Source organism: Affinundibacterium amnicola (genome assembly GCF_014284275.1).
GTDB classification, from domain to species: Bacteria; Pseudomonadota; Gammaproteobacteria; order Burkholderiales; family Burkholderiaceae_D; genus Undibacterium; species Undibacterium amnicola.
In genome coordinates this window covers 574,822-598,824 of sequence record NZ_JACOFU010000003.1, presented here as the reverse complement: position 1 = coordinate 598,824, position 24,003 = coordinate 574,822, and the positions used below count along the sequence as shown (strand labels likewise).

21 protein-coding genes are annotated in these 24,003 nt (G+C 46.4%); 7 read left to right on the top strand and 14 right to left on the bottom strand.

What is annotated here, in order from left to right; translation table 11 throughout:
* The 12 genes from H8K33_RS10560 to mpl form a co-directional block, all read right to left on the bottom strand.
* A partial coding sequence (locus H8K33_RS10560) for a retention module-containing protein (protein WP_186890970.1) occupies positions 1-2,159 on the bottom strand: 2,159 nt, incomplete at its 3' end.
* Between the two features lie 91 nt (positions 2,160-2,250).
* Complete coding sequence (locus tag H8K33_RS19895) at positions 2,251-2,871, bottom strand: response regulator transcription factor (protein ID WP_246443487.1); 621 nt, start codon at positions 2,869-2,871, stop codon at positions 2,251-2,253.
* Positions 2,872-2,880: 9 nt separating this feature from the next.
* Positions 2,881-4,293, bottom strand: a complete 1,413-nt coding sequence (locus H8K33_RS10550) for an HlyD family type I secretion periplasmic adaptor subunit (RefSeq protein WP_186890968.1) — start codon at positions 4,291-4,293, stop codon at positions 2,881-2,883.
* On the bottom strand, positions 4,290-6,494 hold the full coding sequence (locus H8K33_RS10545; protein WP_186890967.1) for a type I secretion system permease/ATPase: 2,205 nt from the start codon (positions 6,492-6,494) through the stop codon (positions 4,290-4,292). Before H8K33_RS10545 ends, H8K33_RS10550 begins: the two co-directional genes overlap by 4 nt.
* Positions 6,495-6,896: 402 nt before the next feature.
* Complete coding sequence (corA, locus tag H8K33_RS10540) at positions 6,897-7,871, bottom strand: magnesium/cobalt transporter CorA (RefSeq protein ID WP_186890966.1); 975 nt, start codon at positions 7,869-7,871, stop codon at positions 6,897-6,899.
* An 11-nt stretch (positions 7,872-7,882) separates the two neighbouring features.
* Positions 7,883-8,581: a monofunctional biosynthetic peptidoglycan transglycosylase gene (gene mtgA, locus H8K33_RS10535; RefSeq protein WP_186890965.1), complete on the bottom strand. Its 699-nt coding sequence runs from the start codon at positions 8,579-8,581 to the stop codon at positions 7,883-7,885.
* Positions 8,582-8,583: 2 nt separating this feature from the next.
* Positions 8,584-9,426, bottom strand: coding sequence for a shikimate dehydrogenase (gene aroE / locus H8K33_RS10530; protein WP_186890964.1), 843 nt, complete (start codon positions 9,424-9,426; stop codon positions 8,584-8,586).
* The gene (locus tag H8K33_RS10525) at positions 9,423-10,319 is read right to left on the bottom strand and encodes an energy transducer TonB family protein (RefSeq protein WP_343043810.1); all 897 of its coding nucleotides are present in this window, start codon (positions 10,317-10,319) and stop codon (positions 9,423-9,425) included. The genes aroE and H8K33_RS10525 overlap by 4 nt, the downstream gene beginning before the upstream one ends.
* Before the next feature lie 33 nt (positions 10,320-10,352).
* Positions 10,353-12,452: a ribonuclease catalytic domain-containing protein gene (locus H8K33_RS10520; protein ID WP_186890963.1), complete on the bottom strand. Its 2,100-nt coding sequence runs from the start codon at positions 12,450-12,452 to the stop codon at positions 10,353-10,355.
* 60 nt (positions 12,453-12,512) lie between these two features.
* Complete coding sequence (locus tag H8K33_RS10515) at positions 12,513-13,124, bottom strand: chorismate--pyruvate lyase family protein (RefSeq protein ID WP_186890962.1); 612 nt, start codon at positions 13,122-13,124, stop codon at positions 12,513-12,515.
* Positions 13,114-13,683, bottom strand: a complete 570-nt coding sequence (locus tag H8K33_RS10510; protein ID WP_186890961.1) for a YqiA/YcfP family alpha/beta fold hydrolase — start codon at positions 13,681-13,683, stop codon at positions 13,114-13,116. The genes H8K33_RS10515 and H8K33_RS10510 overlap by 11 nt, the downstream gene beginning before the upstream one ends.
* A 16-nt stretch (positions 13,684-13,699) precedes the next feature.
* A complete protein-coding gene (mpl, locus tag H8K33_RS10505) occupies positions 13,700-15,124 on the bottom strand; it encodes a UDP-N-acetylmuramate:L-alanyl-gamma-D-glutamyl-meso-diaminopimelate ligase (RefSeq protein ID WP_186890960.1) in 1,425 nt (474 codons plus the stop codon).
* A gap of 153 nt (positions 15,125-15,277) precedes the next feature.
* Here mpl and H8K33_RS10500 point away from each other — a divergent pair, with 153 nt between their 5' ends.
* From H8K33_RS10500 to H8K33_RS10470, 7 genes are all read left to right on the top strand, one after another.
* A complete protein-coding gene (locus H8K33_RS10500) occupies positions 15,278-15,895 on the top strand; it encodes a hypothetical protein (protein WP_186890959.1) in 618 nt (205 codons plus the stop codon).
* The gene (locus H8K33_RS10495; RefSeq protein ID WP_186890958.1) at positions 15,888-16,424 is read left to right on the top strand and encodes a TlpA family protein disulfide reductase; all 537 of its coding nucleotides are present in this window, start codon (positions 15,888-15,890) and stop codon (positions 16,422-16,424) included. Before H8K33_RS10500 ends, H8K33_RS10495 begins: the two co-directional genes overlap by 8 nt.
* Positions 16,425-16,504: 80 nt before the next feature.
* Positions 16,505-16,942: a type II 3-dehydroquinate dehydratase gene (gene aroQ / locus H8K33_RS10490; protein WP_186890957.1), complete on the top strand. Its 438-nt coding sequence runs from the start codon at positions 16,505-16,507 to the stop codon at positions 16,940-16,942.
* Between the two features lie 135 nt (positions 16,943-17,077).
* Complete coding sequence (gene accB / locus H8K33_RS10485) at positions 17,078-17,551, top strand: acetyl-CoA carboxylase biotin carboxyl carrier protein (RefSeq protein WP_186890956.1); 474 nt, start codon at positions 17,078-17,080, stop codon at positions 17,549-17,551.
* A gap of 122 nt (positions 17,552-17,673) precedes the next feature.
* Positions 17,674-19,041 (top strand): acetyl-CoA carboxylase biotin carboxylase subunit, encoded by a 1,368-nt coding sequence (gene accC, locus H8K33_RS10480; protein WP_186890955.1) that lies wholly within the window; start codon positions 17,674-17,676, stop codon positions 19,039-19,041.
* A 132-nt stretch (positions 19,042-19,173) separates the two neighbouring features.
* Positions 19,174-20,094: a 50S ribosomal protein L11 methyltransferase gene (gene prmA, locus H8K33_RS10475; RefSeq protein WP_186890954.1), complete on the top strand. Its 921-nt coding sequence runs from the start codon at positions 19,174-19,176 to the stop codon at positions 20,092-20,094.
* A gap of 24 nt (positions 20,095-20,118) precedes the next feature.
* On the top strand, positions 20,119-21,831 hold the full coding sequence (locus tag H8K33_RS10470; protein ID WP_186890953.1) for a DUF3426 domain-containing protein: 1,713 nt from the start codon (positions 20,119-20,121) through the stop codon (positions 21,829-21,831).
* A 42-nt stretch (positions 21,832-21,873) separates the two neighbouring features.
* Here the strand turns inward: H8K33_RS10470 and H8K33_RS10465 are convergent, their stop codons facing one another.
* Entirely contained in the window at positions 21,874-22,743 is an 870-nt protein-coding gene (locus H8K33_RS10465; protein WP_186890952.1) for a response regulator, read from the bottom strand.
* Between the two features lie 58 nt (positions 22,744-22,801).
* Positions 22,802-23,938, bottom strand: a complete 1,137-nt coding sequence (locus tag H8K33_RS10460) for an HD-GYP domain-containing protein (protein WP_186890951.1) — start codon at positions 23,936-23,938, stop codon at positions 22,802-22,804.
* Between the last annotated feature and the right edge of the window lie 65 nt (positions 23,939-24,003).

The following is a 24,003-nucleotide window of genomic DNA, read 5'->3' as shown; positions in this document are numbered from 1 at the left end:
AATCCATTCGCACCTGCTGGTACCGTCACCGTCGAGCCCAACACACTCCATGTTGCTCCGCCATCTGTCGATACTTCTTGCAAGCCAGTATCCGTACCTAAAATCGCACTGCCTGACGATGGCGTTACTGTCACTGTCGTCGCCGTCGTACTCGTACCACTTAAACTGATTGTGAAGACTAAATTGCCGCCTTCTCCCACCGTCGGATTCGAGACATTCACGACCGTCAAGCGGTCATCGTTATTACCGCCAGTTCCTGTGCCATCATCATGAATCACTGTCGTTACCGTGCCCGTTCCCAATGTCGCATTGGTTGGTGCTGATAAGTTCACTTGATAGTTCTCATTACCTTCAAATACCGTATCATTGGTGATCGATACCGTGATGGTTTTACTTGTCTCACCCGGCGCGAATGTCACGCTACCTGCTGTCGCCGTATAATCACTGCCCGCTAACGCTGTGCCATTTGCCGTACCGTAATTCACACTCACCGGTGCTGCACTCGCTGAACTTAAGCTGATTGTGTACGTGATTGTTCCTGCCGCTTCATTGACATCTGCTGGTCCACTGATACTGACTGTTGGCACTGTGCCATCCGTAATCGTACCAACGCCTACTACCGCACCAGTATTCTGTGCTGTCGCTGCCGACAAGTTGATAGTTTCTGCACCTTCGAGCAAACCATCATTGATGGTCGCCACTCTTACTTGGAATCCATTCGCACCTGCTGGTACCGTCACCGTCGAGCCCAACACACTCCATGTTGCTCCGCCATCTGTCGATACTTCTTGCAAGCCAGTATCCGTACCTAAAATCGCACTGCCTGACGATGGCGTTACTGTCACTGTCGTCGCCGTCGTACTCGTACCACTTAAACTGATTGTGAAGACTAAATTGCCGCCTTCAACAACACTTGGACTAGATACATTTACCACTATTGGACGATCATCATTTGTACCACCAAGGCCATTGCCGTCATCCTGAATAGTGGTAACAGCAGTACCGCTACCAATCGTAGCATTGGTCGGTGTTGACAAATTCACCTGGAAATTCTCACCACCTTCAAATACTGCATCATCAGCGATATTTATCGTGATCGTTTTACTAGTTTCGCCTGGAGCAAATGTGACGCTTCCAGTTGTCGCGGTAAAATCGCTTCCCGCCAGCGCAGACCCATTACTTGTATTAAAATTAACCAGAACAGAAGCTGGACTCGCTTCACTCAAGACCACCATAAAAGTAACCGTCCCACTTGCTTCATTTACACTTACTGGACCACTAATACTTATAACGGGAACAGCACCGTCCAAAATAGAACCTTGTGCCACAACATTAGATGTATTGCTAGATGTACTCGCAGACAACGTGAAGTTTTCCGTCCCTTCAATTACACCGTCATTCACTGCTGACACACGAACAATTACAGTAGTTACGCCAGCTGGCACCAAAACGCTGCCACTCAAAGGAACAAAAGTTTGACCGCCATCAACAGATACCATTTGTGTCGCAGTATCGGTTCCAACCGTGGCTGAGCCTGAAAGCAACGCCAAATTCAAAGCCGCAGGCGCCAAATTATTGCCCGTCAAACTCACCACGAAATCTTGCATACCGCCTTCGTTCACCACACCAGCAGTAACGGAAGTAACGGCCGTCGAATCGGTGACTTGTTGAGTACCATTTGCTGGTGGTGGCTCAATAGCAGCAGATTCGTTTGTAACAACAACATTACCAGAAGTCGGAGTAACATTTTCTGCAATACGCTCTACCCGAACGAAACCGTTACCCTCACCAATATCGCCACCACCAAGGCCAGCTGCGGTTTCTTCTAATAATTTATCGAGGCTATTTTCACCAACGATTGCATTGGTAATATTTTGTGCGGATGAATCAGCCGGAAGTAACGCGGATTTTGCAACTTCAGCTTGGGCAGCGGCAAACACAGACGCATCAAGCGTCACAGTTTCATTTTGACGTACCAGGTAGTTATACCCAGAGTCAAAAGCAAGTTCGACTTGCGCGCCAGGGGCGGTGATGATGATGTCTTTTTCATAAACAACATCACCTACTTTTAATTGATGTTGTTTACCATCAGGAGACTTAATGAAAGCTTGACCTTGAAGTGCAACTACTTTGCCAATAATGTTTGCCGAATTTGCCATTGCGAGTCTCCAGACGGATAAATTGAATATCCAGACTCTAACAAATCAACTTCTATCGGGTAATTGTACCTAGGTACTAGAAACAGGCGATTTAACCTTCTTTAACAAGCAAAGCTAATTGCAGCCGATTTTTTAACTGCAGCTTGTCAAGTACAGCACCGACGTGCGCTTTCACTGTACGTTCGGTAATATGCATTTTTAGTGCGATTTCTTTATTGCTCAAGCCAATCGCGATGGCTTTCGCAACCTCAAGCTCTCGACCAGTCAACAATTTCGACCACTTGCCTAAAGCGCGATCCAATTGCGGCTCTTCGACAGAACTACCACCCAGCAACTTCTGCATAATCGATTCACCAATCCAAATACCACCTTGCTCAACTACACTAGCAATATTCAGCAAAACTTCTAATCCAGCATGCGTATTACAGTAGGCCTTCGCCAACATTGAAAACGCCGCTAGTGCCTCGAGATCATTTGGAATATCACTCATCACCACAATCAAAGATTGCGGCGCGTGCTGCTTCACCGGGGCTAATTGCTGCGCTATGGTTTGTCGTGAATTCAGATGAAGCCAGACTATCGACTTGACTGTCGCAGACAATTCAGAAATCGGAACTGGCCTGATCACAGGAAAGCCTTTTTGCAAAGCCGCAGGGATCTGCATCGTATCGGAGCAGAATAAATGTGACGTCACACAATTTTGATCAAACAATTTCATCACCTAGCGCTCTGTAAATGCCGCTTGTTTTGCACGCAAAACTGGTTTTAACATATAAGAAAGTATGGTTTTTTTACCGGTAATAATATCGACTTCGGCCACCATACCCGGAATAATAGGCTGCCCACCTTCTAAGGTCGCCTTATTGGTTGAGACCCGCACGGTGTAAAAAGTATTACCGCGTTCATCCGTCACAGAATCGGCACCAATATGTTCCAACTTCGCCTCCAGCCCACCATAAGTCGCAAAATCATAAGCAGAAAATTTCACCACAGCCTTTTGTCCTGGCACCAAGAACGCGATATCTTTTGGTGCCACTTTTGCTTCTAAAATCAACTTACCGTCACTAGGAACTACCTCAATCACATCGCGCCCAGGTTGCACCACACCACCGACGGTATTGACCAACAAACGCTTCACGGTTCCGCGTACTTGCGAACGAATCGCCGTTTGCTTGACCTTGTCCGCCAAACCGGTACTACTTTGAATCAAGGAATTTAGACGCGCCATCGTTTCAGAAAGTTCTTTACTCGCATTATTACGTACGGCAAGTTCTACTTCTTGAATCTTACGCATGGCTTCAGACATCGCGGCACCAGAACGTGCAATCTGCGCAGTCGCAACATCTCGCTCACCTTTAAATCGAGAAACATCGCGCTCAAGACGCAATAATTCAACTTCTGACACCGCTCCTGTTGCGAGTAAAGGCTTAGTCACACTTAATTCTTTTTGACTAGATTCGTAAGCATTTGTTGCCTGCTTCTGACGTGCAATCGCTTCTGCTTGTTCTTGACTACGTTGTTCATATTGCTGTCTGGCGATAGAAACTTGGGCATTTAACTCTGACGTCGCAGTTTCATATAATTTTTGTTCTTCTTGCGCGGTTTTAGGATCTTCGGTCACAACTTCTGGTGGCGGTATAAACGCCTTACCTTCGCCAATCGCCCGCAGGCGCGCTGCCTTTGCCGTCAGTGATAAATACAGTGAACGATTTTCGTTGACCGATGCTTCGAAACGTGTGGGATCGATTTGCAAAAGAATCTGGCCTTCATTCACCACTTGACCTTCTTTTACCAAAATATCGGTCACAATTCCGCCATCTAAGCTTGGATAAACTTGCAACTGCTGGGAAGGAATAACTTTACCTTCACCTTTCGTAATTTCATCCACATGCACAAACGCCGCCCACACCACAAACAGCACAAAAACAACAATCACTGAACGCAGCAATACGCGGGCACGCAAAGGTTCTTGTTGTGCAATGATGCTATCAGCGTCACGCATAAAATCAGATTCAGGCAAGCTGACATCATCTTGCCAACGCTGCAACCACCCACCCGGCGTCATGCCTAAACGCAGACGTAAGCGTTCCAGAATAGAGAGAATAGCAAGTCCAAAACGATACCAGAACTTCATAATTTTGCTCTTCCTATTTGGCCAGTTTGCAGCGCATGCATGACTTTATCGCGCGGCCCATCGGCAACGATCATGCCATGATCGACCACGATGATACGCGTAGCCAAATCCATCAGGCTAGGCCGATGCGTAACGATAATCATCGTTTTATGTTTACCGTAACGACCAATACGCTCTTTAAATTGCGCTTCTGAAGGATAATCCATCGCACTAGTCGGCTCATCAAGCAAAAGCACTGGCGGATCCAGCAAGGCCGCTCGGGCTATGGCAATACTTTGGCGCTGTCCACCAGAAATCGATTCGCCACGCTCACTAATTGCCATATCAAAACCTTCTGGATGGCTGTTCACAAACTCAGTCAAGCCCGCTAATTCTGCTGCGGCAACGACGGCACGATCATCTGCATAAGGCGCACGAATCGTAATGTTTTCTCTTAAGGTGCCATAGAACAACATAGAATCTTGCTCGACATAACCGAGGTTTCTACGCAAGTCCGCAGGGTCAAGTTGACGCAAATCGACATCGTCTAACAACACCGCACCTTTCGTCGGCGCATACAATCCCAAAATCAATTTTTCCAAGGTAGATTTGCCAGATCCTATCCGACCAATAATCACCACATGCTCACCTTGGGCAATCTTAAAACTGATTCCGCGTAAAGCTTCTTCCGTACGTCCAGGATAACTAAAGAAAACATTGCGAAATTCAATTTGTCCCTTGATCTCTGGCCTGTGCACAAAGGCAGTTTCATCACTGCGCTCGGTTGGCGTCGCCATGATTTTTTCCAAGGATTCAAGAGAATTTTTCGCGCCTTCAAATTGCAACATTAATCCCACTACTTGGGCAACCGGCGCCATAGCGCGACCAGCCAGCATCGTCGCCGCGATCAAACCACCCATGGACATCATTTTTTCTTGAATCAAATACACACCAGCAATCACCACAGCGACATTTACAAGTTGTTGAATCGTGGACGCGCCATTAATACTTGAGGAAGACAACAGTTTAAGTTCAGAATTCACTTTCGCCAAAAATGCCGTCGTCTTCTCCCACTTCTCTTGCATCTGACTTTCTGCACCATGCGCTTTAATCGTTTCTAAAGCCGTCAGGCTCTCGACCAAGGTAGAATTTCTCAACGCAGCGGCACGGAAAGTTGTCTCCGACAATTCACGCATTTTATGCTGCACCGTATAGCTATAGATCACCACCAAAATAATCCCAACAAGCGGAAGCAAGACGAGCGGCCAAGCAATCCATGCCAATACAAACAAAAACAAAATAGCAAATGGCAGATCGATCAAAGCAGTCACAGTCGCAGATGCAATGAAATCGCGCACCGTTTCAAATGAACGCAGATTTGAGGCAAAGGCACCAACCGAAGCAGGACGCTCAGACATGCGCATACCCAACACACGTTCCATAATCAAGCCAGATAGTTTCAAATCAATTCGATTGCTCACCAAATTAATAAAATGTCCGCGCAATACGCGAATCCCATAATCTAGCAGCAGCACCAAAGTAATCCCGCCTGCAAATACCCACATAGTTTGAATCGCGAAATTCGGCACCACCCTATCGTACACATTCATCGTAAACAAAGGCATGGCGATGGCGAACAAATTAATCAGCAAAGCTGCAGCCAAGATATCTTTAAAAATCGGACTTTGCTCAAGCACAGCGCCCCAAAACCAATGGCGCTGAGGGACCTCAACCAGTGGTGGCGTACGTCGATCAAAACGGAAATGAGGGCGAGAAAAAATCGCCACACCGGTATAACGTGCAAGCAACTCTTCGCGACTGAGACTCACCGCGCCTTGTCCAGAATCTGGCATCAATAATTGCGCGCGCGCTCCATCGCTGCTCCAGCCTTGTAATAAGCAGGCTTCATTATCTTTGAGCAGTAAAATAACCGGCATTAAAGCCGCATCAATTTTGAACAATTCACGACGCACGACTTTGGCTGAAAAGCCTGCATGCGCTGCCGCTCTAGCAAACAAAGACGGGGTTAATCCATCCGGCGGCAAGGGCAAACCTGCAGTTAACGCCGCACGGGTACTGGGCCGTCCGTGGATTCTGGTCAATTCAACTAAACAATCGAGCAAAGGATCGCGGTGCAATAAATCCTCTCGAATACCCGAGCCGAATCCTGTGCTATTGCTTGGCTTACCAGTTTGAGGTGATAGATTTTCTTGCTGAGTCATTCGATTGCCGCCATTGTAAATCCCTACCATTACACTATAAGCTTCGCTAAATGCTATTCAGTGAAGTGCATCCGCCAGCAACTAGCGCTTGAGCTTATCTTTAACCCAGATTTTCCATTAGGCGCACCTGTGGTGCTATTTGTGCGCTGACGGCGCATTTTTGATCATTTTTGCCGCTTTTCGTTGTCAATAGCTTGCTATTGACGTCTCATTCGCGACAAAACTGCCTCAAAAAGTGCATCCGTCATCATCACAAATCCTAATGGAAAATCTGGATTTAAAGGAAAAGCTGATCTGGTTGATTTTACAATAGCAAAAATATTCCTGAAAGGAAATTCGCAAGGAAAACTCCGGCATTTACAATTCTTAACGATTTTATGGCAACAAGCCGATCAATCGTCTTTATTTAAGCCAGCCACGACGTTTGAAATACCAAAATGGTGTAATCGCTGAAACTAACATCAAGCCTAAAGCAAATGGATAACCTAAGCTCCAGTCCAATTCAGGGAACCAGACTTTGAAGTTCATACCATAAATACTCGCAATCAAAGTCGGCGGTAAGAAGGCAACCGACGCGACTGAGAAAATCTTAATGATCTTATTCTGGTTAATGTTAATGAAACCGACGGTGGCATCCATCAAGAAGTTAATCTTATCGAACAAGAACGAAGTATGTCCATCGAGCGATTCGATATCACGCAAAATCTGACGTGCTTCTTCAAATTGTTCCGCATTGAGCAAACGTCCGCGCATTAAGAAGCTGACCGCACGCCGGGTATCCATCATATTGCGACGTATCCTACCGTTCAAATCTTCCTCTTGCGCAATCGCATTCAAAGCCACTGCGGCATCCTGATCTGAAAAGTCTTTTTGCAAGACTGCACGGCTGACGTCTTCCAAATTTTGATAGATACCTTCAAGCGCATCCGCAGAATATTCGGCATCGGTCGCGTACAAATCCATCAACACGTCTTTGTAGTCGGCAATCGAACCAGGGCGTGACCGTGCTCGCATTCTAACCAAGCGAAATACCGGCAAATCCACCGTATGCACAGAGAACAAAATTTCGCGCGCGAGAATAAACGCCACCGTGACAGTGCGTGCTGGCTCATCATCGTCGTCGTCATCAATTAAAAAATCCGTGCGCAAATGCAGATCACCGTTATCCGCCTCGTAATAACGCGCTGATGCCTCAATATCTTTGACTTCATCTTCACCTGGCAAAGTGACGCCATAAATACCCTTAACCCATTCACGCTCTTCTTCATTTGGATCAGTCAAATCAACCCAAACTGGTAAAGTGTTTTCTAGGTCTTCCCGGCTCTCAATATGTATTTGGCTCAGACGTCCATTATGCAAAACGAATACATTGATCATCTCAAACTCCTTTATCGCGTTGGTAACTCTGACGAGTTCATGCGACGTAAAATAATTTCACTGCGTCTTTGCAAATATGCTGAGCCAGTGTTCTTGTCATAGTATCTGGGCTTGGGCAGCATCACCGCCAGCCTGGCAGCCTGGGAAGGCGATAAAGCTGCAGCACTGATGCCGTAATAATGACGCGCAGCCGCCTCCGCACCAAACACACCAATTCCCCATTCGACCGAATTCAAATAAATTTCAAAGATGCGCTCTTTATCCATACACATCTCTAACATAAAGGTAATGATTAATTCCTGACCTTTACGGTAATAGCTGCGTTCGCCAGACAGAAATAAATTCTTCGCTAACTGTTGCGTGATCGTCGATCCACCTGAGACCACTTTGCCTTTTTTCTTATTCTTTTCAAAGGCTTTTTGCATCGCATCCCAATCCACACCTTCATGATCAGAGAAGCCATCATCTTCCGAGGCGATGACTGCACGCTTTAAATTTCTAGAGATTTTTGAATAATCGACCCACTTATGTTTCAACACAAACTTAGGATCTTTTTCTTGCAAAATCGCTTCCTGCTTGCGCATAAAACTGGTCGAATCAGGATTAAAACTGCGCCACCAGATAATTTGAATCAAAAAATACAATTGCAACAGCAAAAACAAACTCACCGGCAATACGACTACCCAAAATAGAATACGTTTCAATGTCATGTTCAAGCGCCCTCTACTGGTCGAAAATGGGCAAATATTGGTGCTGTTTCTGGTCTAACACCACGCCAAATAAAAAATGCTTCAGCGGCTTGCTCAATCAACATACCCAAACCATCACGTGTTTGTGCACCACATTGTTGGGCGTAGAGATTAAAGCGCGTTTGTGTATCGGCATACATCATGTCATAAGCCAAACTCGAAGCACTAAAAATACTGCTTGGAATCGGCGGCACTTCGCTTTGCAAACTAGCTGAGGTCGCGTTAACAATCAAATCAAAACTGCCATCCAATTGCTCCCAAGTTTTTGCCTCTATTTCACAATCCGAGCGCATGGCAGATTTTTTAGCCATCTCAACTAATTCCACCGCTTTGGACAGAGTCCGATTGGCAATCGTCAAACTGGCTGGCCGTTCTTCCAACAAGGGTAATAAAGCACCACGTGCCGCACCACCAGCGCCTAGCAACAAGACGCGACGTCCATGTATCGGTTTAGAGGCATTGTGCGTAATATCCCGCACCAGGCCAATACCATCTGTATTATCACCGATGATTTCACCTGCAGAAAATATCAAGGTATTTACCGCCCCCGCCATCGCGGCACGCGCACTCAATTTCTGCGCCAACGCAAACGCTTCCAACTTAAATGGCACCGTCACATTCGCACCCTTGCCACCTATTTCAATGAACTGCTGCACAGACGCAGCGAAACCATCCAGTGGCGCCAAGTTCGTTTGATAATCCATGGCTTGCCCAGTTTGTTTGGCGAACATGGCGTGGATTACCGGTGATTTACTATGGTGAATAGGATTTCCAAAAACGCAGTAAAGATCCGCCGTCTGTGTCATTGCTGACCTCCGCGCATCTCCGTTTCTAATTGCTGTTCACGGGTAAACTTAAAGCGAGTGATCACGATCCAAATATCGTCTTTGTCTTTTGAGCGCATATTCGGCGGAAAATTACCAAAAGGTGCCGCTTTTCTGATGATTTTTAATGCCGCTGCATCCAGTGCACGATTGCCCGAGGTTTTTTCAACTTTCGGCCCACCGCCTTTTTCATAAATAGTGCCATCCTGAAAAATCGGGATATAAATAATTACTTCACCGTACAGCTTCTTGCCGTTCACTTGCGGGAAATTGAGCGTACCAACTTCTTCCACTTTTTTCTGCAAAGCTTTGTAATAAATTGCATGTCCTACTGCTTGCGTACTTGGCGATAAAAAAGTTTTGCGTGGACGTTTGTTTTGATCTTCTATCGTTTGCGAGATTTCTGCAATGGATCGCGCCAGCATTTTATTGCTGTCTAATTGATCGCGACCATTTTCAGCTTGTTGATTTTCCTCTAGCTGTTTTTTATCCAGCACACGTTGCGACTTAAAACGTGTTTCATTGCGCACTTGATCGATCAATTGCTTTTGACGCTCTTCTAACTCTTGAACTTTTCGCTGTGCGACCAAGACACTATCGCCATCTTCAGTTCTACGCATATCTGGCAAAGGTGATTTCGCCCGACCTTCATCATTTGCGCCGCCACCGTCCAAATTCACTTGCGCTAATGCTTGCGCCTGCATAGGGCGTTTCGCATGCTTGGCATTGACTAAAATGATTTCTAGACCAGGATCTTCTGCCGGGACAGGCTCCGCTTTGGGCATCACAAAATGCACCATCAACACAATGGTGTGAAACAGTACCGATACAAAGATCGCGGCACTTAAAATCAAATTATCGAGAACTATTTTCACAAATCAAATCCCACGCTACATTTTTATTCGACTTTACGCGATACCATCTGATTCTACATTTGAATCTAGATCAACATTTTCCGCCACTTCAGCGACCGAATTCGATTCTTGCAGCGTCACCTCATCCGCTCCTTCCGTAGAACTTGCGCTTGCAGTACTGCCGTCAACACCTACATCTGCCGTCACTTCAGGCTCATCTTCCGGCGCGTCTTCTAAATCTTCTTCCGTCAGCGTCGTCAGCATTTCCAGCAAACGCACCTCTATGCTCAGATCCAATTCATCCCAACGGATCACTTCTAGTCTGACTTGCGCCCCGCGTGCCATCTGCGGCATGCCGGGCAGACGAATAATCAAGGGGATTTCTAACAAACGCAAGACTTCATCTTTTAATACAACAGCATCGACTTGATGACGATTTTCCTGCCCCAACCAACGCAAACACCAATAACGTTCCATATTCGTTTGGAAGTCGCCATAGGCTGCATAAGCCGCATCAAATCCAGAGACAATCGCAAACAGATCCGCATCTTTTGGTTTAAATGGCGCGACCAAAGCGGCGGTCACACCGTGCTGCACGCATGCGATGATTTGCCATTGATTCACTAAGTCAGTGTAACGACGCAAGGGCGAAGTACTCCAGGCGTATTGATCAACACCTAAGCCCTGATGTGGCGCAGCATGCGTGACCATACGCACTTGCATCTTGGCAGCCCAACCACCCGAGCCACCACCCTGCGCACGATAGATGCCCGGAATGCCGTGATCCGCCAGCAATTTACCCCAAGTGCTGTTAGCCAAAATCATCAGCTCAGCAACAATCTTATCGAGTGGTGCACCACGCTTGCGGCGCACGATGCTGACCACATCATCTTCGACATAAAAATTGAAATCGACACGATTGGTCTGCTCTGGTTTCAAACCAAAACTTTCGCGTTTGACCATGCGTCCCGCTTCTAATACTTGTGCCCACTTCCACAACAAAGCGATATCGGCTTTATGGGCGTATTCACCAGCATCATTGGCGAGATTTTCTTCCGTGACTAAGGCATCGAGCTCATTATGTCGGAGGTTGGCAGACATAAAAATCGCTTCAACTTTGGTCTCGGTGCCCAGTATGCTCCAGTCCTCCGTATTAACCGTCACATACAGCGACACTGCTGGACGAGTCTGGCCTTCACCCAAAGTATAAATCTCGACTAGTTCATCCGGCAGCATCGTGATTTTGTCGCCGGGCATATACACGGTTGACATACGGCCCCGTGCAATCACATCTAATGCATCGTTGCGCTGTATCCCCAAAGCCGGTGCCGCAATATGTATGCCAACCTTGACAGTGTTTGCATCGATAGGCGTAATTGAAAACGCATCATCAATCTCAGTCGTGGTGACATCATCAATCGAAAACGCGCGCACATCAGCCACCGGCAAATCCTCGGGCAAGCTAGGTAATGGCGTTTGTGGGAATCCTGAACCTTTCGGAAATTGCTCAAGCAAAAATTTCGACAGATGAAAATCTTTCGCGTTTTTTAAACCACCGCTAGCCAACATCAAGCGTGCCGGATTCATTTGCAATGCCGAGCAGGCTTCGACTAAGGCTTTGTATTCGATGCTGTTTTTGTCTGGCTTAAACAAGAGTTGCAAACCCAGACTCTTGAATTGTTCAGGCAAGCGACATTGTTTTAATTCGTCGACATAAGCAGCTTGAATAATCGCTTGTTGTTTTTTCTTTTCTATACCCGCCAAGGCCGCCTTTAGTGCCGTTTCGGGTGCTGCTTTATAACGGCCTCGACCTTTTTTATAGAAGTAAAATGGCGCGCTATGCAAGGCATAAATCAAACTAGCCGCTTCAACTACTTGTGGTGCATGACCAAAATATTCAGCACCTAATTCAGCAAAACCAAACTCTTCTTGACCCGCAACTTCCCACAAAAACTCTAGATCGATATCCGCTGCTTGTTGCTTGGATAGTTCCAGTAAATCTTGCGGCGTTGGCGTCATGAATTGCAATAAAACGTCTTTGGCCTTGACCTTGGTACGTTTACCACTGGCGAGTTCTACTTGATAGGCTTCACCCGCTTGCGATAACACACTACCTGCCTTGAAATCACCAGATTCTTCAAAAAATAAATTCATGCTGTCTGTCTTCTAAAAATTTCCACGTTACTGCGACGTTCTCGAATTTGATCGCACTCGCTAGCGCAAATCCTGTATCGTCGGCAAAAATACTTCTGTCACCAATAACTTCGCGCCATGACGTTTAAATACCGAACGTCGCGCTAGTAAAAATGGGCGATAGTCAATCAAGCCACTTCTTTGTATACGTCGCATCAATGGATGGCTCCAGCCCAAACGCGCATACTGTAACTCTCCACGCTGCACCAGCGGATCATTAAACAAAGTCGTACCTAAAGATCGATTTCCTAAAGACGCGAACAAGGGCCATTCTTGGGCGTTGGCAGTGAGTGGCACGATGGTATGCGCATACACAACAGCCACATCATCACAACGCAATAAGACTTCGCGCTCTGTCACCTGCTGCGGTCTCGCCAAACCAATTTCTGCAAACTCATCTTGCAAGCACATGGCTCGCCCTTGATACAAACGTTCTACCCGAAACTGCTGGCTATGCGCGATCAGGCGTGCCGTGAGTGAAGCACGATTACTCAGCCAATCAGCCATACATGGCGTGGTTTGGACGCCATTAATATGCTGGTGCCAATGCGCAAACGCTGGCCGGTGCAATCCCCCGTTCAAATTTGGCTGTACCAACTTCACAGGCTGATCAGATGAAAAACTATTCTGCATCACAAAACGCCATCACAGTCTGAATATACTTGGCGAACTCACTCACACCATGATCACTACCCTGAATGACGAATTGCTTCGCCCCTGGATAATGCGCAACCATTTCACGCCAATCTAAAACTTCGTCGCCCGTCGCTGCCATTAAAAAATAGCGCTCTGGCCGAGTAATTTTGTCGATCGTAAATTGCTTCAACTCAGCTATGTACTCATGCTTAAACTCAAACGGCGCATCGCTATGAAACGCGGTCGTAACACCCACATATTTTTCTAAATCGCGCGGTGGTTTGACTGCTGGATTCACCAAAATCGCCTTGCAATGATTTTGCTCGGCCAGATAAGTTGCGTAAAAACCACCGAGGGAAGAACCGATTAAAACCAGATTATCCCCACGATATGCATCAATCAATTGCTGCGCCAAGGCTATCGCTTCGGCGGGCGATGCGGGTAATTGAGGACAAATAAATTCATCCGCACGCCCGATCGCAGCAAAGTGCTGCGCCAACAGACGCGCTTTCAATGAGCTGGGAGAGGAACGAAATCCATGCAAATACAAAATCATCGTCGTATCTGCCGGTTTATTCCGAAGCCTGCGTCGAAAATTTTTGCGCCAGTGCATCGAGTATTAACTGATGCACACCACCAAAACCGCCATTACTCATCACCAAGATAGAATCACCAGCTTGTGCCTGGTTTACGATATCGGTGACTAAAGCATCCAATTGGTGATGCGCTTTTGCTTTTGCACCCAAGGACGCAAACGTATCACTCAAATCCCAATGGATCGCGTCTTTACCGTTCTGCGCACCATACACATATACCAGATCCGCGGCATCTAAACTGGCGGGCAAAGCTTGCTTGATCGCACCCATTTTCATGGTATTCGAACGTGGTTCCAGCACGGCCAAGATGCGTGCGGCACCAACTTTCCGGCGTAAGCCTTGCACGGTGGTGGCGATTGCGGTCGGATGATGCGCGAAATCGTCGATCACTTGTATGCCAGCCACTTCACCACGCACTTCCATGCGACGTTTCACATTAATAAATTCCGACAAAGCAGCAATCGCGATGGCAGGTGCGACACCAACATGGCGCGCTGCGGCGATCGCAGCCAAGGCATTCAGACGATTATGGGCACCGTTTAAATTCCAACGCACTGTGCCTTGCAATTCAGCTTTGAAATACACCTCGAAATCTTCAGATTCACTTAATTTCAGTGACCACTCAGCCTGCGTATCCAATGCATCATCGCTAAAAAATTCTTTTTCGCTCCAGCAACCACGTTGCACTACGCGCTCTAAAGTCTGCTCTTTCGCATTCACGATCAATCGGCCAATGCCTGGCACGGTGCGAACTAAATGATGGAACTGCGTTTCAATCGCGGCGACGTCTGGAAAAATATCAGCATGGTCAAATTCCAGATTATTCAGAATCGCAGTTTTTGCGTGATAGTGAACAAACTTACTGCGTTTATCAAAAAACGCAGTGTCATATTCATCGGCTTCAATCACGAAGAAATCTGATTTTTTGCCCACGCCCTCAACCGTATCACCAGAGAGTCGTGCCGAGATGCCAAAATTCAAAGGTACGCCACCGATCAAGAAACCGGGTGCATAACCCGCATACTCCAAGATCCATGCCAACATCGATGAGGTCGTTGTTTTGCCATGTGTGCCTGCCACCGCCAACACCCATTTGTCGCGCAAAAGTTGCTCGCCTATCCATTGTGGCCCGGAGACATACGGCAAACCGCGGTTCAAAATCGCTTCCATCAGGGGATTACCGCGCGACACAACATTGCCGATCACAAATAAATCCGGTTGCAGATCAAGCTGTACTGGATCAAAACCCTCTATCAGTTGTATGCCTTGGGATTCCAACTGTGTACTCATGGGCGGATAGACGTTCGCATCACATCCCGTTACCTGATGCCCGGCTTGCTTTGCCAAAACGGCAAGCCCACCCATAAAGGTGCCGCAAATACCTAAAATATGAATATGCATAAAATAATGCCAACTTTCCAAGATGCATGATCATGAATGCGGCAAGCTTCTTCCTGCACATCCGATTCATTTTGACCAATTTTTTTCAATTGCCGCAATTCTACCTGAGCTACCTGACAGACAGGACTAAACCGAATGCGATATGATGCGCAAATGACGAATTTTATTTTTAATGATGGCGACTCCGTTGCCCAAATACGTGATGAAATTGCATCACTAGCGGCAAAATTCATCGCTGAAGAAGGCGCCGAATATGGCGCGGCCAAACGTCGTGCGGTCAAACAATTACTCGGCAATCAAAAATTAAATGGCAATATCCTGCCGGATAACGCACAGATTGAACAAGAAGTCCGCGAGTACCAAGCATTGTTTTTTGCGGATACACAACCAGCGCGCCTACGGCACTTACGCCAATTAGCCGCAGCTCTCATGCAAGAATTAGCGCAATTTAATCCTTATGTGATCGGCGCAGTGTTCAATGGTACGGCTGGTGAACATTCAGATATTTATCTGCACCTCTATACCGACAATAGTAAAGATGTCGCGATTTTTTTATTGAACCTTGGAATCGACTATGAAGTCTCAGAGCATCAAGGCAAACGTGGTGAAGCATTGGAAACGCTAAGCTTTATCTACAAGAATGAAGGCGTTCATTTATTGGTGCATGCGATGGATGATTTACGTCACACGGATAAAAATGGTCGTGGCAATCTGAATAATTTACAGACATTAATTGAAACAATTGAAAGCCCTAAAGAACATGATGAATAAGCGATTTACGATTTCCGCGATACTGATAGGCTTAGTTTTCGCAGGGCTTGGCGCGACACTAGGGGCAAAGAAATTCGAACCAGCACCCGCGGCAGATAGTGCCGCTCAACAACTATTCGGACTCACGCTCAATGATGCGAGCGCGAAGCCACAAGCCATTAAACAATGGCAAGGAAAATTTCTGGTAGTTAATTTCTGGGCAACTTGGTGCAAACCTTGTGTCGATGAAATGCCAGAATTAGTAGAATTACAAAAAGATTTGGCGACCAAAAATGTGCAATTACTGGGTTTAGGTATAGATACGCCAAGCAACATCGCTGATTTTACAAAAAAGCATCACATTACCTATCCCGTATTTGCCGCTGGCATGGATGGCACTAGCCTTTCGCAAGCAATGGGAAACAAAGCAGGTGGCCTTCCATTTACCGTCTTAATCTCACCAGATGGCAAAGTCTTAAAAGCCTACACCGGACGCCTAAAAATGCCTGAATTAAGAGCTGATATCCAAAGACTGAATACAAAAAAATAAAAAGATACTGGATTTTTACTTGCCAATAACGAGTAATTAACGGCAAAATGCCTGCAACTTCGGCAAACTCATCAAATTCTATGGCACGCAAGATCTTGCTCATTAACGGTCCCAACCTGAATTTATTAGGTACCCGCGAACCAGAAGTGTATGGAAAACAAACACTTAGTGACATAGAAAATGCAGCACAGCAACAAATCCAGGCGGTAAATGGTGAATGTTTATGCTTTCAAAGTAATCATGAAGGCACCTTGATCGACCGAATTCATGCAGCACGCACAGAAAAAGTTGATGCAATTATCATCAATCCAGGCGGCTACACCCATACCAGTGTTGCTTTGAGAGATGCTTTAACAGGCGTCGCTATTCCATTTATAGAAGTGCACATCTCCAATATTCATCAAAGAGAAGCATTTCGACATCATTCTTATCTTTCAGATATGGCAAAAGGCGTTATCTGCGGTCTGGGCACAGACGGATATCGCTTTGCGATTGACTTTGCATTAAAAAACCTTTAAATTCTCGCATCTTCACGCAATTAACCCACATTCATCATATAAAATGAATTGCGTCTATTCCAAAAACAGCGTTTAAGCGACCAAAAGTACGCTTAATTGCACTGATAAACGTCCTCAATTTTCAGGAGATTTCACATGGATTTAAGAAAACTCAAGACCCTCATCGACCTCGTTGCAGAATCTGACATTTCAGAATTAGAAGTCACCGAAGGCGAAGGTAAAGTTCGCATCGTGAAATCCGCACCAGCACAGCAAGGCCAAATGGTGATGATGCAACCGCAAATGCAAGCAATGATGCAACCAGGCATGTCAGCTCCGGCAGCAGCGCCAGTTGCAGCCGCTCCGGCAGCACCAGCAGCACCTGCTGCAATTGAAGGTCATGTTGTTAAGTCTCCAATGGTCGGCACGTTCTACCGCGCCGCATCTCCAGGTTCTGCACCATTTGCTGATATTGGCAAAAATGTCAATGCTGGTGACACATTGTGCATCATCGAAGCGATGAAGCTTTTGAACGAAATCGAAAGTGACTTCTCAGGCAGCATCAAACAAATTCTGGTCGAAAATGGCCAACCAGTTGAATTTGGCCAACCACTGTTTATCATTGGTTAATGTCAGCTCGATCGGCTCGATCAGCTTGATGACGCTGTTTGCTTCGCCGGTTAAGCTGGCGAAAACAAAATTGAATGCTCCTAAGCTCCCGGGCTGCAACCTCTGCCAAAGCAAAATATATTATGTTTGAAAAAATTCTGATCGCCAATCGTGGCGAAATTGCCCTCCGTATTCAGCGCGCCTGTCGTGAGATGGGGATCAAAACCGTTGTCGTTCACAGTGAAGCCGACCGCGAAGCCAAATACGTCAAATTAGCAGATGAATCTGTATGTATCGGCCCTGCCCCGTCTAATCTCAGTTATTTGAGCATGCCAGCGATTATCAGTGCAGCCGAAGTCACCGATGCGCAGGCGATCCACCCTGGTTATGGCTTTTTGTCTGAAAACGCCGATTTTGCAGAACGTGTTGAGCAATCTGGCTTTGTCTTCATCGGCCCACGTGCCGAATCTATCCGTTTGATGGGCGATAAGGTTTCAGCGAAACACGCGATGATAGAAGCTGGCGTACCTTGCGTACCAGGTTCTGAAGGCGCTTTACCAGATGATCCTAAAGTGATCGTGCAAACGGCGCGCAAAGTCGGCTACCCAGTCATCATCAAAGCAGCTGGTGGCGGTGGCGGTCGTGGTATGCGTGTGGTTCACACCGAGGCAGCATTATTGAATGCGGTAACGATGACCAAGACTGAAGCAGGTGCTGCATTTGGCAATCCTGAAGTCTATATGGAAAAATTCTTGGAAAATCCACGTCACGTGGAAATCCAAATTTTGGCCGATCAGCATGGCAATGCAGTCTGGTTAGGCGAGCGCGATTGCTCCATGCAACGTCGTCATCAAAAAGTCATCGAGGAAGCACCGGCACCAGGCATTCCACGTAAAACAATTGAGAAAATTGGTAACCGTTGTGCAGAGGCTTGCCGCAAGATTGGTTATCGCGGCGCAGGCACTTTTGAATTCTTGTATGAAAACGGTGAATTCTATTTCATTGAAATGAATACCCGCGTGCAGGTTGAACATCCAGTCACAGAAATGATTACTGGTGTCGATATTGTTCAAGAACAAATCCACATCGCCTTCGGTGACAAGCTGCGCTTCAAACAATCGGATATCGAATTGCGTGGTCACTCCATCGAATGCCGTATCAATGCGGAAGATCCATTCAAATTCACACCTTCACCTGGACGCATCGCCACTTGGCATACGCCAGGCGGTCCTGGCATCCGAGTTGATTCACATGCGTACGCTGGCTACTTTGTTCCACCGAATTATGATTCCATGATCGGTAAAGTCATTTCCTACGGCTCAACTCGTGAACAGGCGATTCGCCGCATGCAAATCGCTCTGTCAGAAATGGTTGTCGAAGGTATACAAACAAATATCCCGCTACACCGCGAACTCATGATTGATGCGCGCTTTATCGAAGGTGGTACGAACATTCACTACCTCGAACATAAATTAGCGGATATGCCAGTATTGTCAAAGAAGGCAAAATAAATTTCGTAGCGCTTAGCTAGTTCGGTAGTTTCCACGACGCGATTGAGATACTATATTCAATCGCGTTTTTTGATTTAAATCGTCGCTATTTTTTTGGCGTACGAACATGTTTTTTGAAATTGAAAGCACAATATGGCCTGGGTAGAAATCATCATTGAAGTCGCTCGCGATCACGCAGAGAATTTATCCGATGCTTTAATGGATGCGGGCGCTTTGTCGGTTTCGGTCGAAGATGCAGACGAAGGAACAGATGCAGAGAAACCGCTATTTGGTGAACCAGGTATGGAAATCACCGAACGCGCTTGGGAACGCAGCCGCGTCGTTGCGCTGGCAGATACCGATATTGATCACGCTGCCTTAGTCGCCAATGCGGCTTCATCAATCAAGCTGGCAGAGGTACCCGCATTTACCACCCGGAATGTCGAAGAACAAGATTGGGTACGCTTAACCCAATCCCAATTTGAACCCATTCACATCGGCAAAAATATCTGGGTCGTACCAAGCTGGCATGAAGTACCCGATCCAAGTGCATTGGTTTTAGAACTTGATCCTGGTCTCGCCTTTGGAACTGGCAGTCACCCGACTACACGTCTATGCATGGAATGGCTGGAAGCACACGCACCACAAAATTTGTCTGTGCTCGATTACGGATGTGGATCAGGTATTCTGGCAATGGTCGCGAAAAAATTACAGGCCAATAAAGTCATCGGTGTCGATATCGACCCACAAGCCATTGAATCAGCCAATTTCAATGCAGAACGCAATCAATGCGAGATTGAATTTTCTCTGCCTGAAGAGTTCGGTGAGAAATATCCAGCCTCACATCAATTTGATGTCGTCGTTGCGAATATTTTATCCAGCCCATTAAAACTGATGGCACCAATGCTGTCTGGTCGCGTTGCCGCCGGAGGCGCACTCATTTTATCTGGCGTATTAGCCCGTCAAGCTGAAGAAGTGGCCGCCGCGTATGCGCCATTTATCCAATTAAGCGTGTGGCAAGAACGCGAAGGCTGGGTAGCCTTACATGGTCGCCGCAACGCTTCTGCCAACTAAGCTTCTTTCAACTCATACCATATCATGGCGCTCGCGACCCAATGTCCTCATTGCTACACCAGCTTTCGGGTCGCTAACGACCAGCTCAAATTGCACGCTGGCATGGTGCGTTGTGGTGCCTGTCAACTTACCTTCAATGGTATAGAACATTTGCTCGCACCAGGTGAAGCACCTCGGACAGCGCCAGCCTTGCAGAAGCCAGAAGCACCAGACGAAACTCAGAATGTTTCACCGGATTTGAAGGTCGAAACCAATGCGCCTGAAGAATTGCCGCAAACGACTGCAGAGCCAACTGTTATTGCTTCAGAACTTGATACCAGTGTCGAAGAAAATTCGAGCGCAGACAATGATCTGGAGCTGGCGCAATCAACTAACGCCTCTATTCCCAAAGAACAAAATCAAGAACCAATCATTGCGTTCACAGAGGTCGCATCGGCTACGCCAAATCAAAATGTTTCCACAAATAGCACTTCCGCAAGCGATATAGCGCAGGACTTAGACTTCAGTTCTTCCTCAACGTCACATGAAGATATCGATCTTCAACAAACGCTGCCAGTCGAATCATCTATCGATGTCAACGCCAACGCAGATGATGAAACTGCGATTGCGGATGGAAAGACTGATGCGCTTGACATAACAGAAGATGACATCGACGCATTTGATCAAATGTTTAAGATCACGGCGTCATCTGAACAAAGCGCTAACGATCAAGTGGTCATAGACATCGCAGCAACAGTGGCACCGACAGAAGTAACGACAGAAGTACCGACAGAAGCCACAACAACTGCAACAGAATCAGCGCAAGCTAATCTGATAAAGCAGTTTTCAGCGCAGTTAGAGACAATCGAACCTGAATTGGGTGTTCAACCCGAAAAAGACATTCCAAAACGCCAAGCTCCTCCACTAACTGGCAAACTGGAATTTGAACTGACATCCGAAGAACAAGCCTTAGTAGAACAGGCTGAATTGCTGCATCAATTAGAGCTGGAAAACCGTGCTGCAATTCTCGACGAGGACGCGAAAGAATGGTCAAGGCATGAGCCCAGCTTTGATGAGAAAATGTCGCTGGAATCTTTCACTCCCGATCCAAATACAGTGGAAGACCCATTATTTCCCAATAAGACGACTAGCCCGCAAAGAATCAAAGAATCGCCAGACAGCCTTACTGAGCAAGATGTATCGCACTCCGGCGACACTGACGATACGGATGTCACGCCAGGATTTGTACTATTGGCAGAAAAAAAACGCCGTTATGGAAAATGGCAAACCTTCGGGTGGTCAGTATCTTGTTTGATTTTGCTGATGGCGATTGTATTGCAAAGCACTTATTTCTTCCGCTCCACAATTGCAGCGGAATGGCCAGCAACAAAACCGCACTTGCTACGCGCGTGTCAGTTATTGGCATGTCAAATTAAATTGCCCGCGCAAAGACAAATGTTGGAGTTGGCAGGTAGTGAGTTATTAATCTTAAATGAAGAGCTCAGAATCAACACCTTGGCATTTCAGATTCAAAACAAGAGTAATACCGCACAAGAATGGCCTGCGCTTGAACTGACACTCAAAGATCTACGTGGAAAAACGGTGTTGCAAAAGGTCTTTCAGCCGACCGAGTATTTGAACAATAAAGCTGATCTGGCCAAGGGTATCGCAGCACGCAGTGAGAGCAATCATAAATTGCACTTCGAGTTGAACACGATCAAAGCATCCAACTACGAAGTCGGTATTTTTTATCCTTAAGCCCGAAACGAAATGCCAAGGGCTCTCGAGTTCCGGGGCGCCTCACACATTTTTGCGCAAATTCCGATATCGCTCTGCCCTTGCCGAAATCGAGGCAATTAATTTTTCAGGGTCGATCGGCTTGGTTAAGAAATCATCAGCGCCAGTTTCCATCGCTCCTAACTGCTTTTGCATTTCTGTTTCCGAAGAGAGAAAGACAATCGGAATTTCAACATAAAGATTATTCTGCCGTATGACCTTTGCCATCTCAATCCCATTGCACTGTGGCATATACAAATCAGTCAAAATCAATTCTGGTTTAAACTTTTTAATGGCCTCTAAAATTTGCGTAGGATCCATTAATGAGCGCACATGCATTCCTGCGCTGCTCAATACAGCGTCGAAAAAACTCAAAAAGAACTCATCGTCATCAACTACCAACACTCGATAAGAGCGCACCGTATTTTTCGCGATTTTCTCATCAATTTTGACACTCAGTGCTTGCACATCAATTGGTTTAATGAAATACCCTTCTGCGCCTTCACGCACAGCCAACAAACGATCTTCGAAATTATCAATCGCAGAAATATAAATCACTGGAAAACTGGTAATCACTCTGGTTGCCATCGCACTTTTTGCTAACTTGCCGCCTTCTGAATCGATATCTATTACAGCGGCAGCCGGTGCTCTGACCAAGATCGCAGCGCGAAATTCTTCAAGGTCAAAAAAACCGATCACTTCATGGTCAAAAGCACCCAAGGCGGCGGACAGCTCATGCATATACGCGGCATCCGCAGAGTAGATATAAACCAGATCACAATATTTTGACTGACTACTTTCAGGTATATCATCCATGTCTTGCTCTCCTGGTGTCGCATGAGCGATCACATCATCTGATTTTTCTGCACCAAATTCAAACATGCTTTGTGTCATATTTTTTCAATTCACAAAAGATTAAATGATCAGGCAATACGGCTAGTCACACAGCCAATTATTGGGCTGCAACATCACCCCACAATTGCCGCATACTAAAACGCATCACGATTTGATCTCGATGTAAAACTTCTCGTATTGCATGTAATGGTTTTTGCGTATCGCGTTTAATCGGCGCAGCCAGCGGCACACCACGTGGCCCGAGCAAGCAATGTACATAAGGCGTTGTGGTCGTCGCGCCTTTGCTAGTAACAACTCCTATCGCGCCATCTTCCAAACGAACGAAAGTACCGATAGGATAAGTTCCAAGCTCACGAATAAACAAAGTCACCAACATCATATCGACCGTATTTTTACCACCAATCAAAATATCTCGCAGCGCTGCATTTGGCAAAAGCGCTTTACGATAGCTACGCGCACAAACCCTTGCGCAGTAACGATCTGCGATCGAGATAATCTTAGCATTCTGCGGTATTTCAGCACTACGTTTCTTTGCTGGGTAGCCACTACCATCTTCATTCTCATGATGATGCAATACCCAAGATAACCAAGCTTCATCATGAATTCCGGCCTGCATTAATTGTTGCACGCTATCTTGCGGATGGCGAAAAATTAATTCCTGCTCCTCTGCATTCAGTCCTTCGCTTTTTTCTTGCAAACGCTCTTGCTGTCGCAACATACTCAAGTTCATGGTAAGGCAAGCAGCGGCCAACAAGATCAACTCATCTTCCGACTTTTTAAGTGCTTTCCCAATGACTATCGCTACTACCGCACTATCAACACAGTGACGCGAAGAATAATTGCCTTCTTGATGCAATAGTATGCAGCCCAAAGCAACATCTGTATCAATGCGAGTGGCAAACAAAACATACTTCGCTAATGTGAGAAATTTTTCGCGTGGATTTTCCACACTACTCAAATTGTATGAGAGGGTACGTACATCATTACGCACCTGAGAAATGAGACGGACAACAGATGGTTGCTCAACGACTTTAGGAATTTTTTTGTCTTTATCGGCGCCCTCTAATACAGCGCCATCAACATACAGTCCGCGCTCAATAAGTGCCTCGACCTGATGCGTATTATTCACCACAAACCCACGTCTCAATAACAAGTTACCATCAACGCCAAAGATATCCCATTGCAAGGGCTGACCTAGCACGATATCCGACATAGAAATGCGTTTGTTCGACATGCATTACCTCAACAAGACGCGACGCAATGAAATACAAATCAGACGAAATTGAATGATTTGACGCT

Coding starts and splice junctions, on each gene's coding strand:
- H8K33_RS10470 (WP_186890953.1), top strand. CDS start 20,119: ATGGCGCTCGCGACCCAATGTCCTCATTGCTACACCAGCTTTCGGGTC.
- H8K33_RS10510 (WP_186890961.1), bottom strand. CDS start 13,683: ATGATTTTGTATTTGCATGGATTTCGTTCCTCTCCCAGCTCATTGAAA.
- H8K33_RS10520 (WP_186890963.1), bottom strand. CDS start 12,452: ATGAATTTATTTTTTGAAGAATCTGGTGATTTCAAGGCAGGTAGTGTG.
- H8K33_RS10465 (WP_186890952.1), bottom strand. CDS start 22,743: ATGACACAAAGCATGTTTGAATTTGGTGCAGAAAAATCAGATGATGTG.
- prmA (WP_186890954.1), top strand. CDS start 19,174: ATGGCCTGGGTAGAAATCATCATTGAAGTCGCTCGCGATCACGCAGAG.
- accC (WP_186890955.1), top strand. CDS start 17,674: ATGTTTGAAAAAATTCTGATCGCCAATCGTGGCGAAATTGCCCTCCGT.
- H8K33_RS10500 (WP_186890959.1), top strand. CDS start 15,278: ATGACGAATTTTATTTTTAATGATGGCGACTCCGTTGCCCAAATACGT.
- aroQ (WP_186890957.1), top strand. CDS start 16,505: ATGGCACGCAAGATCTTGCTCATTAACGGTCCCAACCTGAATTTATTA.
- mtgA (WP_186890965.1), bottom strand. CDS start 8,581: ATGACATTGAAACGTATTCTATTTTGGGTAGTCGTATTGCCGGTGAGT.
- H8K33_RS10545 (WP_186890967.1), bottom strand. CDS start 6,494: ATGACTCAGCAAGAAAATCTATCACCTCAAACTGGTAAGCCAAGCAAT.
- H8K33_RS10460 (WP_186890951.1), bottom strand. CDS start 23,938: ATGTCGAACAAACGCATTTCTATGTCGGATATCGTGCTAGGTCAGCCC.
- H8K33_RS10550 (WP_186890968.1), bottom strand. CDS start 4,293: ATGAAGTTCTGGTATCGTTTTGGACTTGCTATTCTCTCTATTCTGGAA.
- aroE (WP_186890964.1), bottom strand. CDS start 9,426: ATGACACAGACGGCGGATCTTTACTGCGTTTTTGGAAATCCTATTCAC.
- accB (WP_186890956.1), top strand. CDS start 17,078: ATGGATTTAAGAAAACTCAAGACCCTCATCGACCTCGTTGCAGAATCT.
- corA (WP_186890966.1), bottom strand. CDS start 7,871: ATGATCAATGTATTCGTTTTGCATAATGGACGTCTGAGCCAAATACAT.
- H8K33_RS10515 (WP_186890962.1), bottom strand. CDS start 13,124: ATGCAGAATAGTTTTTCATCTGATCAGCCTGTGAAGTTGGTACAGCCA.
- mpl (WP_186890960.1), bottom strand. CDS start 15,124: ATGCATATTCATATTTTAGGTATTTGCGGCACCTTTATGGGTGGGCTT.
- H8K33_RS10495 (WP_186890958.1), top strand. CDS start 15,888: ATGAATAAGCGATTTACGATTTCCGCGATACTGATAGGCTTAGTTTTC.